Annotated in this window: 14 protein-coding genes; 12 read left to right on the plus strand and 2 right to left on the minus strand. The window is 73.0% G+C overall.

Translation table 11 applies throughout. From position 1 onward, the window contains the following. The first annotated feature begins 546 nt into the window (after positions 1 to 546). The gene (locus AV521_RS45685) at positions 547 to 1296 is read left to right on the plus strand and encodes a tetratricopeptide repeat protein (protein ID WP_076097878.1); all 750 of its coding nucleotides are present in this window, start codon (positions 547 to 549) and stop codon (positions 1294 to 1296) included. A gap of 79 nt (positions 1297 to 1375) precedes the next feature. On the opposite strand, the gene AV521_RS45690 is transcribed toward AV521_RS45685, so the two are convergent. Next, positions 1376 to 2659, minus strand: coding sequence for a DUF1015 domain-containing protein (locus AV521_RS45690; RefSeq protein WP_076097865.1), 1284 nt, complete (start codon positions 2657 to 2659; stop codon positions 1376 to 1378). A gap of 93 nt (positions 2660 to 2752) precedes the next feature. On the opposite strand from AV521_RS45690, the gene AV521_RS45695 reads away from it, so the two are divergent. The 4 genes from AV521_RS45695 (at position 2753) to AV521_RS45715 (ending at position 7088) form a co-directional block, all read left to right on the plus strand. Further along, a complete protein-coding gene (locus AV521_RS45695) occupies positions 2753 to 3781 on the plus strand; it encodes an HAD-IIA family hydrolase (protein WP_076097866.1) in 1029 nt (342 codons plus the stop codon). A gap of 336 nt (positions 3782 to 4117) precedes the next feature. Beyond that, positions 4118 to 5161, plus strand: a complete 1044-nt coding sequence (locus tag AV521_RS45705; protein WP_076097868.1) for an iron ABC transporter permease — start codon at positions 4118 to 4120, stop codon at positions 5159 to 5161. An 11-nt stretch (positions 5162 to 5172) separates the two neighbouring features. Continuing rightward, on the plus strand, positions 5173 to 6204 hold the full coding sequence (locus AV521_RS45710) for an iron chelate uptake ABC transporter family permease subunit (protein ID WP_107481201.1): 1032 nt from the start codon (positions 5173 to 5175) through the stop codon (positions 6202 to 6204). After that, positions 6201 to 7088: an ABC transporter ATP-binding protein gene (locus AV521_RS45715; RefSeq protein ID WP_179023902.1), complete on the plus strand. Its 888-nt coding sequence runs from the start codon at positions 6201 to 6203 to the stop codon at positions 7086 to 7088. Before AV521_RS45710 ends, AV521_RS45715 begins: the two co-directional genes overlap by 4 nt. Before the next feature lie 6 nt (positions 7089 to 7094). Here AV521_RS45715 and AV521_RS45720 read toward each other — a convergent pair whose 3' ends face one another. Further along, entirely contained in the window at positions 7095 to 7442 is a 348-nt protein-coding gene (locus AV521_RS45720; protein WP_076097871.1) for a sterol-binding protein, read from the minus strand. A gap of 42 nt (positions 7443 to 7484) precedes the next feature. Here AV521_RS45720 and AV521_RS45725 point away from each other — a divergent pair, with 42 nt between their 5' ends. From AV521_RS45725 to argS, 7 genes are all read left to right on the plus strand, one after another. Next, a complete protein-coding gene (locus AV521_RS45725; protein ID WP_076097872.1) occupies positions 7485 to 7784 on the plus strand; it encodes a hypothetical protein in 300 nt (99 codons plus the stop codon). Between the two features lie 7 nt (positions 7785 to 7791). Beyond that, entirely contained in the window at positions 7792 to 8607 is an 816-nt protein-coding gene (locus tag AV521_RS45730) for a TlyA family RNA methyltransferase (protein WP_076097873.1), read from the plus strand. Then, on the plus strand, positions 8604 to 9509 hold the full coding sequence (locus tag AV521_RS45735) for an NAD kinase (RefSeq protein ID WP_076097874.1): 906 nt from the start codon (positions 8604 to 8606) through the stop codon (positions 9507 to 9509). Before AV521_RS45730 ends, AV521_RS45735 begins: the two co-directional genes overlap by 4 nt. Before the next feature lie 39 nt (positions 9510 to 9548). Beyond that, positions 9549 to 11291, plus strand: a complete 1743-nt coding sequence (recN, locus tag AV521_RS45740; protein ID WP_179023904.1) for a DNA repair protein RecN — start codon at positions 9549 to 9551, stop codon at positions 11289 to 11291. Then, entirely contained in the window at positions 11288 to 12040 is a 753-nt protein-coding gene (locus tag AV521_RS45745) for a hypothetical protein (protein WP_076097875.1), read from the plus strand. The genes recN and AV521_RS45745 overlap by 4 nt, the downstream gene beginning before the upstream one ends. Positions 12041 to 12306: 266 nt before the next feature. Continuing rightward, complete coding sequence (locus tag AV521_RS45750; protein ID WP_076097876.1) at positions 12307 to 13443, plus strand: glycosyltransferase family 4 protein; 1137 nt, start codon at positions 12307 to 12309, stop codon at positions 13441 to 13443. A gap of 210 nt (positions 13444 to 13653) precedes the next feature. Then, positions 13654 to 14489: arginine--tRNA ligase (argS, locus tag AV521_RS45755; protein WP_076097877.1), on the plus strand; the 836-nt coding region annotated here is incomplete at its 3' end.

The following is a 14489-nucleotide window of genomic DNA, read 5'->3' on the forward strand; positions in this document are numbered from 1 at the left end:
GATGACCGGCGTGGTGGCGGTTACGGCGACCGTGGTGACCGTGGTGGCTACGGCCGTAGGGATGACCGTCGTGAGGGTGAGCGGGGTCAGCGTCCGGCGTTCCAGCGGGACGACCGTGACCGTGGGCCGCGCCGTGACGACCGTCGTGACGACCGCGGTGGCTTCCGGCGTGACGATCGTCGGGATGACCGGGGCGGGGACCGTCCGGCCTTCCGCCGTGACGACGACCGTGGCGGCTACGGCCGGCGCGATGACCGCAGTGGCGCCCACGGCGACCGCCGCGACGACCGCCGTGATGAGCGGCGCGATGACCGTCGTGACGACCGCGGTGGTTTCCGCCGCGACGACAACCGGGGTGACCGCGGTGGGTTCCGGGGCCGGGACGACCGCGGTGCGCGTGGGCCCCGTCGGGACGACCGCGGTGGTCGGCCCGGTGGGTTCCGGGGGCGGGACGACCGTCGTGACGACCGGCGCGGCGGTGGCCGCTTCCGCGACGAGCGGGACCGGGATCGCGACCGCGATCGGGACCGCGAGCCGATCAAGCGGCTGCCGATCCCGGAGGATGTCACCGGTGACGAGATCGACAAGGACGTACGGCAGGAGCTGCAGAGCCTGCCCAAGACGCTCGCGGACGACGTCGCCAAGAACCTGGTGATGGTCGCGCGGCTCATCGACGAGGACCCCGAGGGCGCCTACGGCTACTCCAGGGTGGCCCTGCGTCTGGCGTCCCGTGTGGCCGCTGTGCGCGAGGCTGCCGGGTTCGCCGCGTACGCCAACCAGAAGTACAGCGAGGCCCTTGCCGAGTTCCGGGCCGCGCGGCGGATGACCGGCACCGTGGAGCTCTGGCCGGTGATGGCCGACTGCGAGCGTGGGCTCGGCCGGCCCGAGAGGGCGCTGGACATGGCCGGCGCCCCGGAGGTGCACAAGCTGGACAAGGCCGGTCAGGTCGAGATGCGGCTCGTCGCGGCCGGTGCCCGGCGTGACATGGGCCAGCTGGACGCCGCCATCGTGACCCTGCAGAGCCCGGAACTGGCCTCCAACTCGGTCCAGCCGTGGACCGCTCGCCTGCGCTACGCCTACGCCGACGCTCTGCTGGCTGTCGGCCGTGAGGGCGAGGCGCGGGAGTGGTTTGCCAAGGCCGTGGAGGCCGACCGGGACGGCAGCACGGACGCCTCCGACCGGCTCGCGGAGCTGGACGGCGTGGAGTTCGTCGACGCGCTGGACGAGAACGAGAACGAGGGCGAGGGCGAGGGCGAGTCCGGGAACGCCTCACAGAAGGACGGCGACGAGGACTGACGTGTAGTCGGTGAGATGAGACGAAGAGGGCAGGCTCCCCGGGGGCCTGCCCTCTTTCGCGTTCCGGGGCCGGGACGGCTCAGATCTCCAGTGCCCGCAGCACCAGCCCGGACGCCGGCTTCGGGCCGAACGAGGTCGACTTGCGGGGCATCATCACGCCGTGGCGGGCCAGGTCGCGTACGACCTCCTCGCGGACGGGGTGCATCAGGACCGCCGTACCCCCGTCGCGTTCCGCCTTGGCGACCGTCGCGGCCGTGTCGTGGATATAGGCGATATGGGCCGGGGAGTCCTCGGGGATGTGCCAGACGTGGTCGAGGAGCGTGGTGTGCAGGACCGTGGCGTCCAGGGAGCGCCAGGCGGCCGGGCGGTCGGCCGGGATCGTCCGGGCCAGCAGGTCCGGATCGGGGCAATCGAGCAGGTGGAAGGCGCCGTCGCCGGCCAGCAGGAAGGCGTTGCCCGCGCAGGACGCGTCCGCGAGGGCCGCCAGAGCCTCGGTGAGCGGTGTGTCGAGGCGCTGTGTCCGGAACAGGCCCTCCACAGCCGTGAGAGCGTCGGCGACCGGCAGGTGGTGCAGCAGGCGGTGGATGGCGCGGACGCGCAACGGGTAGCGGGCGGTGTCGACGAGCAGGACCAGGCCGTGGTCCCAGGGGCTGGGGGAGGGGTGCTCGGCGCGCAGCCGCAGGTAGGTGGCCCAGCGGTGGTGGCCGTCCGCGATCAGGGCCTGCTGGTGGGCGAGGTCGGACTGGATGCGGGCCACGTCGGTGGGGTCGGTGATGGACCACAGGCGGTGGTGGAAGCCGTCCTCGGTGGTCGTGGCCAGGAGCGGGGGTTTCTCCGCCGTGCGTTCGACGACCTCGGCCGCGGTCCCGTCACCGCGGTAGGTCAGCAGCAGTGGTTCGAGGTTCGCGCGCGTGGCGCGCATCAGGGCGGCGCGGTCGGCGACCACGGGCGGCATGACGTCCTCGTGCGGCAGCACCACGCCCTCCGCGGGCGCGGAGACGCGCAGGGCGCCGATGACGCCGCGCTGGAGCATGCCGCCCCCGTCGTGCTGCTCGTAGACGTACAGGCCGGGCTCCGGGTCGGCGGCGAGGATGCCCTCGTCCAGCCAGCGGCGCAGGGTGTGGGCGGCTTGTTCAGTGCTGGCGCTCGGGGTGCCGGCCTGGGGGAGGATCAGGCGGACGATGTTGTGCGGGTCGGCGGACTGGAGGTGGTGCACCCCGTCGGGGCGTACGACGACGTCGTACGGCGGGGAGGTGACGGCGGCGAGGCTGCCGACCCGGTCGGGGTCGTAGCGAAGGCCACGGAACGGGGTGAGTTCCAGGCCCCGGTGCGCCGTTGCTTCCGAGTGACCTGCAGTGTTCATCAGGGCATCGTACGTGTGTCAGTGGCGTGCGGGATGATCGAGGGAAAGGCCTTTGAACGCCATTGAAGGTCACTGGACGAGGAGCGATGTGGAATGAGCCAGGCGGTCAGGACGAGGCCCGAGGGCAGTGGGCAGCCCCTGAGCGAGGCGTACGACACGGCGCTGCTCGATCTGGACGGGGTGGTGTACGCGGGTGGGAACGCGATCGCGTACGCGGTCGACTCGCTGGCGGTGGCGCGCTCAGGAGGGTTGCATCTGGCGTACGTCACCAACAACGCGCTGCGGACCCCGGACACGGTGGCCGGGCATCTGACCGAGCTGGGCATACCGACGGGGCCGGATGACGTCATCACCTCCGCGCAGGCGGTCGCGCGGCTGATCAGCGAGCAGGTGCCGGCCGGGGCACGGGTGCTGGTCATCGGCGGCGAGGGGCTGCGGGTGGCGCTGCGCGAGCGGGGGCTGACCCCCGTGGAGTCGGCGGACGACGATCCGGCGGCGGTCGTGCAGGGGTACGGCGGGCCGGATCTGACCTGGGGCCGGTTCGCGGAGGCGTCGTACGCGGTCGCGCGCGGGGTGCCGTGGTTCGCGTCCAACACCGACCTGACGATTCCCAGTGGGCGGGGCATCGCGCCGGGCAACGGCGCGGCTGTGGAGGTCGTACGGATCGCGACCGGCAAGGAGCCGCAGGTGGCCGGGAAGCCGCTGCCGCCGATGCACAAGGAGACGATCATCCGCACCGGCGCCAAGCGGCCGCTGGTGGTCGGGGACCGGCTGGACACGGACATCGAGGGCGCCTTCAACGGCGGCGTCGACTCGCTGCTGGTGCTGACCGGTGTCACGGACGGCGCCCAGCTGCTCGCGGCGCCGCCGCGGCACCGGCCGACGTTCGTGGACGCGGATCTGCGCGGGCTGCTCACCGGGCAGCCGGAGGTCACGGCGGACGGTGATGGCTTCCGCTGCGGCGGGTTCACGGCGAAGGCCGGGGCAGACCGACTGGAACTGGAAGGCGACGGCGAGCCGCTGGACGGGCTGCGGGCCCTGTGCGCGGCGGCCTGGACGGCGGCCGGGAAGGGCTCCTGTGAGCTGGACGGGGGGAAGGCGCTGGCGCGACTCGGACTGTGAGGAGGGGCCTGGTCCCGGTGGCCGTGGCTGTGTCGGGGAGCCTGGTCCCGGTGGCCGTGGCTGTGTCGGGGAGCCGGGTCGCCGGGGTTGGGGTTGTGTCGGGGAGCCGGGTCGCCGGGGTTGGGGTTGTGTCGGGGAGCCGGGTCGCCGGGGTTGTGTCGGGGAGCCGGGTCGCCGGGGTTGGGGTTGTGTCGGGGAGCCGGGTCGCCGGGATCGAGGCTGTGACGAGGGAGCCCGGTCGCGGGATCGGGGCTGTGAGGCGGACTCCGGGCATCCAGAGCTGTGGGGTGACCCCGGGGATCGTGCTCGGTAGCGAGGGTAGGCTAACCTAACCTGGTGTTGGTCGACAGTCCTCCGGAACAGCGCGCGGAGACCGCCCCCGCGCCTCCAACCCGCCGGGCGGCAAGGGCCCTTGGGCTCCTGCTGTCCGTCGCGATCCTGGTGCTCGTCGCTCTGGCGAGCATCGCGATCGGGGCGAAAGCCCTGTCGCTGGACCAGGTCTGGCACGGCCTGTTCCATGACACCGGGAGATACGGCGACGTCGTCGTGGACGAGCGGCTCGCGCGCACGGTCCTTGGCCTGCTCGCCGGTGCCGCGCTCGGCCTCTCCGGCGCGGTGCTGCAGGCACTCACCCGCAATCCGCTGGCCGACCCCGGACTGCTCGGGATCAACGCGGGCGCCTCCGCCGCCGTCGTCACGGCCATCACCTGCTTCGGCGTCACCAGCCTCACCGGCTATGTGTGGTTCGCCTTCGTCGGGGCGGCCGCGGTAGGCGCGCTGGTGTGGTTCCTCGGCGGCAGCAGGGGTGCCACCCCGGTACGGCTCGCGCTCGCGGGTACGGCGGTCAGCGCGGCCCTGTACGGCTATCTCCAGGCCGTGATGATCATGGATGACGCGGCGCTGGGCAAGATGCGCTTCTGGACGGTGGGTTCGCTGGCCTCGGCCACCCACTCGACCATCGTGCAGGTGCTGCCGTTCCTCGCGGCCGGCACGGTCCTGGCGCTCGGGCTGGCCCGGCCGCTGAACGCCGTCGCGATGGGCGACGACACCGCCCGCGCCCTCGGCGCCAACCTCAACCGCACCCGTGCGCTCGCCATGCTCGCCGCCACCGTGCTCTGCGGGGCCGCGACCGCCGCCTGCGGTCCGATCGTGTTCGTCGGCCTGATGGTCCCGCACGTCGTGCGCTCCTTCACCGGCCCCGACCTGCGCTGGATCCTGCCGTACGCGACGGTCCTGTCGCCGGTGCTGCTGCTCGGCGCCGATGTCATCGGCCGGGTCGTGGCCCGCCCCTCGGAACTCCAGGTCGGCATCGTCACCGCGATCATCGGTGGCCCGGTCTTCATCTTTCTCGTACGACGGCGGAGGACGGCCCAGCTGTGAAGACCCGATCCATGAACCGGGCCGTACGCACCCCCGGTGGGCTCTCCCTGCGCCTCGACCTGCGGGCTCTCATCGTCGTCGTGCTGCTGCTGGTCGCCGCCTGCGCCGCGGGTGTCGCGCTGATCGGCACCGGTGACGCGAAGATCCCGGCGGCCGATGTGCTCCGGACCCTCGCCGGGAACGGCAACGCCTACCAGGACTTCATCGTGGACGAGTTGCGGCTGCCGCGGGTCCTGGTCGGCCTGCTGGTCGGCGCCTCGCTCGGCCTCGGCGGCGCCCTGTTCCAGTCCGTCTCGCGCAACCCGCTCGGCAGCCCGGACGTCCTCGGCCTGTCCCAGGGCTCGACGGCCGGCGCGCTGGTCGTGATCGTGCTGATGTCCGGCAGCACCACACAGGTCACCCTCGGCGCCCTGGTCGGTGGCCTGGCGACCGGCCTCGCCATCTATCTGCTCGCCTGGAAGCAGGGCGTGCACGGATACCGGCTGGTCCTGGTCGGCATCGGCGTCTCCGCGATCGCCACGGCCGTCAACGGCTATCTGCTGACCAAGGCCGACCTGGTCGACGCGGCCCGCGCGGTCGTGTGGATGACCGGCTCCCTCAACAGCCGCGACTGGGACCAGGTCTGGCCGCTGCTCGCCCTGTGCGCGGTCCTCGTTCCGGTGGTCCTCGCGGGCGCGGGCGGCCTCAGGATGATGGAGATGGGCGACGACGTCGCGAACGCCCTCGGGGTGCGCGTACAGCGCGTCCGGCTGGTGCTGATGGTGTCCGCCGTGCTGCTCACCGCGGCCGCCACCGCGGCCGCCGGACCCGTCAGCTTCGTCGCGCTCACCGCGCCGCAGCTCGCCCGGCGCCTGACCCGCTCGCCGGGCCCGAACCTGGTGCCCTCCCTGTGCATGGGCGCCGCCCTGCTGGTCGCCGCCGACTGGGCCTCCCAGCAGGCCTTCGGCGCCGACCAGCTGCCCGTCGGCGTGGTCACCGGAGTCCTCGGCGGCGGCTATCTGCTGTGGCTGCTGGTCACCGAGCGCAGGGCGGGCCGGATATGAGCGCCGTCCCCGAGTCAGTCAGCAAGAGGAGCACTGTGAACCGCTTGTCCGCCGAGAACGTCACCCTCGCCTACGACCAGCGCGTCATCGCCGAGCAGCTGTCGGTGGAGATCCCCGACAACTCCTTCACGGTGATCGTCGGCCCGAACGCGTGCGGCAAGTCGACGCTGCTGCGGGCGTTGTCGCGGATGCTCAGGCCGAGCGAGGGCCGGGTCCTGCTCGACGGGCAGGTCATCCAGTCGATGCCCGCCAAGAAGGTCGCACGGACCCTCGGCCTGCTGCCGCAGTCGTCCATCGCGCCCGACGGCATCACCGTCGCCGACCTGGTCGGCCGCGGCCGTTACCCGCACCAGGGCCTGCTGCGCCAGTGGTCGGTGCAGGACGAGCGGGTCGTACAGGAATCCATGCGGCAGACCGGGGTCGCCGAGCTGGCCGACCGGTACGTGGACGAGCTGTCCGGCGGGCAGCGGCAGCGGGTGTGGATCGCCATGGCGCTCGCCCAGCAGACCCCGCTGCTGCTCCTGGACGAGCCCACCACCTACCTGGACATCCAGCACCAGATCGACGTCCTCGACCTGTGCGCCGAACTGCACGAGACCCAGGGCCGCACCCTGGTCGCCGTCCTGCACGACCTCAACCACGCGGCCCGCTACGCCACCCACCTCATCGCCCTGCGCGGCGGCGAGGTGATCGCCGAGGGCGCGCCGAACGACATCGTCACCGCCGAGCTGGTGGAGCAGGTGTTCGGGCTGCGCTGTCAGATCATCGACGACCCGGAGACCGGGACCCCGCTGGTGGTGCCGGCCGCGCGCAAGGCACGGACGGAGCAGGCGGACAAGGCAGCCGAGGCACACGAGGAGGAGCGGGTCACGGCGGCTTCCTGAGGAAGGTCACAGCAGCTTCCTGAGCCGGAACAGGTCCAGCAGGCCCGCCTCCAGCCGCACCCGGCCCGTGCCCCAGGCGGTCGCGAAGTTCAGCTCGCCGGCCACCAGGGACACCAGGTCGTCCCCGGCCATGGCGAGCCTGATCTGCGCCCTCTCCGGCGGCGGGCCGGAGTGTGTGCCGTCCACCTCGATCCGGCCGCCCGTCATCCGGCCGGTGAAGGTGACCTCCAGATCGGTGATGTGACAGCTCACCGAGCGGTCCAGGGCGGCGGCCGCGCCCACATCGCCCTCGGCGCCCTGCATGTTGTCCGAAAGCTTTCCCAGCGCGGCGCGGCACTCCTCGATCGTGGCCATCGCCCACGACGGTACCCCAGCGGTTCGGGGTAGCGTCGGGGCATGAACGACTCGGTTCCGGAGACGGAGACCCCGCAGGATTCGGTGCAGGAGGCGCTGGAGGCGCCGGAGGCGTACGAGCCCGCCGCGCCCGCCCCCCTGAACGTCCCGCGCACCCCCACCGGCAACGCCGAGGTCGACGCCCAGCTGCAGCGGCTGGCCGACGCCGACCACCTCGCCACCGACGGACATGTCGAGGTGTACGAGGATGTACACGGAGGGCTGCGCGACGCGCTCACCGCGCTCGACGCCCGCCCGGGACCTCCCGGTCCCCCGACGTCGTACCACCAGAGCAGGAGCTGAACCGAACGTGGCAGGAGTCGCACGCCGTCGTCTGGACGCGGAGCTGGTCCGCCGGAAGCTCGCGCGTTCGCGTGAGCACGCCAGCCAGCTGATCGCCGCCGGGCGGGTCACCGTCGGCAAGACCGTGGCGACCAAGCCGGCCACCCAGGTGGAGACGGCCGCCGCGATCGTCGTCCAGGACGACGACAGTGACCCCGACTACGTCTCCCGGGGCGGGCACAAGCTGGCCGGCGCGCTGCAGGTCTTCGTCCCGCAGGGACTCGTGGTCGAGGGCCGGCGCGCGCTGGACGCCGGCGCGTCCACCGGTGGCTTCACCGATGTCCTGCTGCGCGCGGGTACCGCCCATGTCGTCGCCGTCGACGTCGGCTACGGCCAGCTCGCCTGGTCTCTCCAGAGCGATGAACGCGTCACCGTCAAGGACCGTACGAACGTACGCGAGTTGACGCTCGACGCGATCGATGGGGAACCTGTGGATCTTGTCGTGGGCGATCTGTCCTTCATTCCGCTCGGGCTGGTGCTGCCGGCCCTGAAGCGGTGCGTGAAGCCGGACGCCGACCTGGTGATGATGGTCAAGCCGCAGTTCGAGGTGGGGAAGGAGCGGCTCGGCAGCGGGGGTGTCGTACGGAGTCCGCAGCTGCGGGCGGAGGCCGTACGGGCAGTGGCCGAGAAGGCCTGGGAGCTGGGGCTCGGGGTGCGGGGAGTCACCGCCAGTCCGCTGCCCGGGCCCTCGGGGAACGTGGAGTACTTTCTCTGGCTGCGGGCGGGGGCACCCCAGGTGGACCCGGCCGACGTCGACCGTGCAGTGGCGGAGGGGCCGCGTTGACACAGAACCTGGCGCGTACTGTTTTCCTGCTCGCCCACACCGGGCGGCCCGCGGCGATCCGCAGTGCGGAACTCGTCGTCAAGGGCCTGCTGCGGCATGACATCGGGGTGCGGGTGCTGGAGGAGGAGGCGTGCGACCTGCCGTTGCCGGACGAGGTGGTGCTGGTCAAGGAGGCGACTCCGCAGTGCCTCGACGGCTGCGAGCTGCTGATCGTGCTCGGCGGCGACGGCACGCTGCTGCGGGGGGCGGAGTTCGCCCGGGCCTCCGGGGTGCCGATGCTCGGCGTCAACCTCGGCCGGGTGGGGTTCCTCGCGGAGGCCGAGCGGGACGACCTCGACCGGGTGGTCGACCGGGTGGTGGCGCGGTCGTACGAGGTCGAGGAGCGGATGACCGTCGACGTCGTCGTGCACCGCAACGGGGACATCGTGCACACGGACTGGGCGCTGAACGAGGCGGCCGTGCAGAAGGCCGGCGCCGAGAAGCTGCTGGAAGTCGTGCTGGAGATCGACGGGCGGCCGGTGTCGGAGTTCGGTTGCGACGGGGTGATCCTGTCCACGCCCACCGGGTCCACGGCGTACGCGTTCTCCGCGGGCGGGCCCGTGGTGTGGCCCGAGGTGGAGGCGTTGTTGATGGTGCCGATCAGTGCGCACGCGCTGTTCGCCAAGCCGCTGGTCACGTCCCCGGATTCGGTGCTCGCCGTGGAGGTGCTGCCGCACATCTCGCCCGGGGTGCTGTGGTGCGACGGGCGGCGGACGGTGGAGTTGCCGCCGGGGGCGCGGGTGGAGGTGCGGCGGGGGGCCGTGCCGGTGCGGCTGGCTCGGCTGCATCACTCGTCCTTCACCGATCGGCTGGTGGCGAAGTTCGCCCTGCCGACCACGGGATGGCGGGGGGCGCCTCACTAGAAAGAGCGGCCTGTGTGCACTCGCCGCCCCGGACCTCGTATGGTCTGTTCCGTGTTGGAGGAGATGCGGATACGGTCGCTCGGGGTCATCGACGATGCCGTCGTCGAGCTGTCGCCCGGGTTCACCGCCGTCACCGGTGAGACAGGTGCGGGCAAGACCATGGTGGTCACCAGCCTGGGGCTGCTGCTCGGTGGGCGGGCGGACCCGGCGCTCGTGCGGATCGGGGCCGAGAAGGCGGTCGTGGAGGGGCGGGTCAGCGTCGCGGCGGACTCCGCCGCCGTCGTACGCGCCGAGGAGGCCGGGGCCGAGCTGGACGACGGGTCCCTGCTGATCAGCCGTACCGTTTCCGCCGAGGGCCGGTCCCGGGCCCATCTGGGCGGGCGTTCGGTGCCGGTCGGGCTGCTCGCCGAGCTGGCCGACGACCTGGTGGCCGTGCACGGGCAGACCGACCAGCAGGGGTTGCTGAAGCTGTCCAGACAGCGGCAGGCCCTGGACCGGTACGCGGGCGACGCCGTCGCCGTGCCGCTCGCCAAGTACACCGAGGCCTACCGCCGGCTGCGGGCCGTCTCCGCCGAGCTGGAGGAGATCACCACGCGCGCGCGTGAGCGGGCGCAGGAAGCCGACATGCTGCGGTACGGCCTTGAGGAGATCGCCGCCGTGGAGCCACGGGCCGGCGAGGACGTCGAGCTCTCCGAGGAGGCCGAGCGGCTGGGGCACGCGGAGGCGCTGTCGTCCGCCGCGACGGCCGCGCACGCCGCGCTCGCGGGCAATCCCGAGGACCCCGAGGGGATCGACGCCTCGACTCTGGTCGCGGGGGCCCATCGGGCGCTGGAGGCCGTGCGGTCGCACGATCCGGCGCTGGCCTCCCTCGCCGACCGGATCGGCGAGATCGGGATCCTGCTCGGCGATGTCGCCGGGGAGCTGGCCGGGTACGCCGACGACCTCGACGCCGATCCCCTGCGGCTGGCCGCCGTGGAGGAGCGCAGGGCGGCCCTGAACGCGCTCACGCGGAAGTACGGCGACGACATCAACGCCGTACTGGCGTGGGCGGAGCAGAGTGCCGCCCGGCTCACCGAGCTGGACGGCGACGACGAGCGGCTTGAGGAGCTGACCGCCGAGCGGGACGCGCTCCGCACCGAACTGGGCGGACTCGCCCAGGCGTTGACGGACGCGCGGGCCGAGGCCGCCGAGCGGTTCGCCGCCGCCGTGACGGCCGAGCTGGCCTCGCTCGCGATGCCCCACGCGCGCGTGTCCTTCGCCATCCGGCAGACCGAGGACCCGGAGGGCGTCGAGGTCGGCGGGCGTGCGGTGGCGTACGGGCCGTCCGGCGTGGACGAGGTCGAGCTGCTGCTCGCCCCGCACCCGGGCGCGCCGCCCCGGCCCATCGCCAAGGGCGCGTCCGGCGGTGAACTGTCCCGCGTGATGCTCGCCGTCGAGGTCGTGTTCGCGCGCACGGACCCCGTGCCGACTTACCTCTTCGACGAGGTCGACGCCGGTGTCGGCGGCAAGGCCGCGGTCGAGATCGGGCGGCGTCTCGCGAAGCTCGCCAGGACCGCGCAGGTCGTCGTGGTCACCCACCTGCCCCAGGTCGCCGCCTTCGCCGACCGGCAGCTGCTGGTGGAGAAGACCAACGACGGATCGGTCACCCGGTCCGGCGTGAAGGTCCTGGAGGGCGAGGAGCGGATCCGCGAGCTGTCCCGGATGCTGGCAGGCCAGGAGGACTCCGAGACGGCCCGCGCGCACGCCGAGGAACTGCTGGCGACGGCCCGGGCGGACGGGTGAGGGGCCGGGCGGGCGCCTTCGCGCCGGCCGCGGCCGTCACCGGGGCGGGCATCGCCGTCCTGCGCCGTAACGCGCCGGGTTCGCGGGCGCGTTGGGAGCGCCAGAACTACGCCGGGCGGACCGTCGAGCTGTACGCCGGGCCCGCCTCCGCCGTCGGCGTGGCGCTCTGCGCCGCCCGGGTGCATCCCGCCGCCGGGGCCGCTGTGCTCGCCGCCGGCGCCTGCGGGGCGTACGACGACGTCGCCGGCTACCTCTCCGGCGACACCCGGCGCGGCTTCCGGGCGCATCTCGGGGCGCTGAGAGACGGCGAAGTCACCAGCGGGGCTGTGAAGTTGTTCGGGATCTCGGCCGCCGCGCTGGTCGCGGGAGCGCTCCTGAAGGAGCGGCCGCTGGACAAGTTCCTCGCCGGGTGCGTGATCGCCGGTACGGCGCACTTCGTGAACCTCGTCGACGTACGGCCCGGGCGAGCCGCCGGCGCGGTGCTCGCGCTCGGCGCGCCGGGGCTGCTGCGCAAGGGACCCGGGGCCGGGCTGTCGGCCGCCGCGATGGGCGCGGCCGCGGCCGTCCTGCCCGGCGACCTCGCGGAGCGCGCCATGATCGGGGACACGGGGGCGCACGCCCTCGGCGCGGCGCTGGGGGCGGCCGTCGTGGCCGGAAACCGGCGCTCCGGTCTGCTGGCGCACGCCGTCGCGGTCGTGGCCGTCGCCGTGTACGGCGACCGGGTCAGCGCGTGGGCGCGCTCACTGTGACCCTCTGACCTCGCCGGACGCGGTCGTACCGCGGTCGGCCGGGCCGGCTTCCCTCACCCGTGTGGGTGACGTGCTCCGGTGCATTGCCCTGGCCCGCCGCACGGTGCGCCCGCCGGATTTCCCGTAACGGCCCATCGCCCTGGCATGCTTGAGGGAACACGGTCCGCGCGGTAGGCGCGCGGGGTACGTCCGTCAGCCCCCGTGAGCCCGCTACCTTCTGTACGTTTCCTCGTGACCGCCCACGTCGAACCAGGAGCCCCGGCCCCGTGAGCCCCCTGAGCAGCAACGCGCCGCACGGCCAGTCGACGCTGCGCACCGTGCAGGTGCTGGGCGGAGGCAACGCCGCCAGCAGCGCGCATGTGCGCTCGCTGGCCGAGGGGCTCGTGGCGAGGGGCGTACGGGTCACGGTGTGCGCCCCCGTCGAGGCCGACCGCGCCTACGACTTCACCGGCGCCGGTGCCGAGCATGTGCACGTGCCGCGCAGCAGCGACCCGGCTTCCGTGGCCGCGCTGCGGGCGGCCTGCACGGACGCCGACCTGGTGCACGCGCACGGGCTGCATGCCTCCTTCCGGTCCGTGCTCGCGCTCAGCGGCCGGCGGACCCCGCTGGTGGTCACCTGGCACGACCGGGCCCAGGCACAGGGCGCGCGGGCGCAGTTCCTGCGGCTGCTGGAGCGACGGGTGGTGCGCACGGCGTCCGTGGTCCTCGGCACCAGCTCCGACCTGGTGGACCGGGCCCGCAGCACGGGGGCGCGGGACGCCCGGCTCGCCGCCGTCGGCCTGCCGGGACAGCGCCGGCCCGTCGTCCTCGACGACCCCGACCGGCTGCGTCCCAAGGTCCGGGCCGAACTCGGCGCCACCGGCCGCCCATTGCTCATCGCGGTCGGCTCCCTCGACCGGCACCGCGGCTACGACGCCCTGCTGGACGCGGCCCGTGCCTGGCTCGACCTCGACCCCGTGCCGCTCCTCGTCATCGCCGGGGAAGGACCGCAGCGCCCGGCGCTGCAGCGGCGGATCGAGGACGAGGGGCTGCCGGTGCGGCTCATCGGCCGCCGCGAGGACGTGCCCGAGCTGCTCGCCGCCGCCGATCTGGCGCTGCTGACGAGCAGTTGGGAGTCACGGTCCGTCCTCGCCCAGGAGGCGCTGCACGCGCGCGTGCCGCTCGTTGCCACCCGGGTCGGCGGCATCCCCGACCTAGTCGGCGACGCGGCCGAACTCGTTCCGTACGGCGACCCGGAGGCGCTCGCGGCCACCGTCGTACGGCTCCTCGCCGATCCCGAACGTCGCGAGGAACTACGCGAGTTGGGCGTGCGGCAGGCCGCGGGCTGGCCGACCGAGGACGAGACGGTCGCCCAAGTGCTCAGCGTTTACGACGAGTTGACCCAGCCCAGGCCACTCGCCTAGCGATCCCTGAGAAGCCGTCGGGGATGTGCCGGGCCGCGGGACCAGGTGAGGCTGCTCGCCGGGGTCCGCGTGGCCTGACAGTTCCGGGCGCCCACGCCGAGCCGGACCCGGAAGCCGGTCCCATGTGATACTGCATCGGGCTCGATGCCCAAGTCACGTCGGTCGCAACCGTCATCCACGACCACGCCGCCGCACGAAACGGAAGCTCACATGACCTCGGTCCCCTCCCTCACGTCGCACGTGCACCAGCGCCTCGCGTCCGCCCTCTCGGCCACCCTGCCGGAGGCGGCCGGTGCGGACCCGCTGCTGCGACGAGGCTCCCGGGCCGACTTCCAGGCCAACGGGGTCCTGGCGCTGGCGAAGAAGGCGAAGGCGAACCCCCGCGAGCTGGCCCAGCAGTTGGTCTCCCGGATCGCCATCGGCGACGTGATCGGCGACGTCGAGGTCTCCGGCCCGGGCTTTGTGAACATCACCGTCTCCGACCGGGCGATCACGGAGAACCTCGCGGCACGCGCCGCGGACACCGACCGGCTCGGAGTGCCGTTCGCCGACGCCCCCGGCACCACGGTCATCGACTACGCGCAGCCGAACGTGGCGAAGGAGATGCACGTCGGCCACCTGCGCAACACCGTCATCGGCGACTCGGTGACCAGGCTCCTGGAATTCACCGGCGAGACGGTGATCCGGCGCCACCACATCGGCGACTGGGGTACTCAGTTCGGCATGCTCGTCCAGTACCTCCTGGAGCACCCGGACGGACTGGCGCACAAGGGCGGACAGGCGGCCGGCGAGGAGGCCAGGTCCAGCCTCAGCCGGGTCTACAAGGCATCGCGCGCCCTCTTCGACTCCGACGCGGAGTTCAAGGCGCGCGCCCGCCGCAGGGTGGTCGACCTCCAGTCCGGCGACGCCGAGACGCGGGCGGTCTGGCAGCGGCTGGTGGACGAGTCGAAGATCTACTTCTACTCGGTCTTCGACAAGCTCGACGTGGAGATCCGGGAGCCGGACATCGTCGGCGAGTCGGGGTACAACGACATGCTGGCCGAGAC

The sequence above is a fragment of the Streptomyces sp. IMTB 2501 genome, from assembly GCF_001953885.1.
GTDB lineage: Bacteria > Actinomycetota > Actinomycetes > Streptomycetales > Streptomycetaceae > Streptomyces.

Excerpts from the sequence above, each read along its gene's own strand:
- recN (WP_179023904.1), top strand. The coding sequence starts at position 9,549 with ATGGTCTGTTCCGTGTTGGAGGAGATGCGGATACGGTCGCTCGGGGTC.
- AV521_RS45710 (WP_107481201.1), top strand. The coding sequence starts at position 5,173 with ATGAACCGGGCCGTACGCACCCCCGGTGGGCTCTCCCTGCGCCTCGAC.
- AV521_RS45690 (WP_076097865.1), bottom strand. The coding sequence starts at position 2,659 with ATGAACACTGCAGGTCACTCGGAAGCAACGGCGCACCGGGGCCTGGAA.
- AV521_RS45695 (WP_076097866.1), top strand. The coding sequence starts at position 2,753 with ATGAGCCAGGCGGTCAGGACGAGGCCCGAGGGCAGTGGGCAGCCCCTG.
- AV521_RS45720 (WP_076097871.1), bottom strand. The coding sequence starts at position 7,442 with ATGGCCACGATCGAGGAGTGCCGCGCCGCGCTGGGAAAGCTTTCGGAC.
- AV521_RS45725 (WP_076097872.1), top strand. The coding sequence starts at position 7,485 with ATGAACGACTCGGTTCCGGAGACGGAGACCCCGCAGGATTCGGTGCAG.
- AV521_RS45715 (WP_179023902.1), top strand. The coding sequence starts at position 6,201 with ATGAGCGCCGTCCCCGAGTCAGTCAGCAAGAGGAGCACTGTGAACCGC.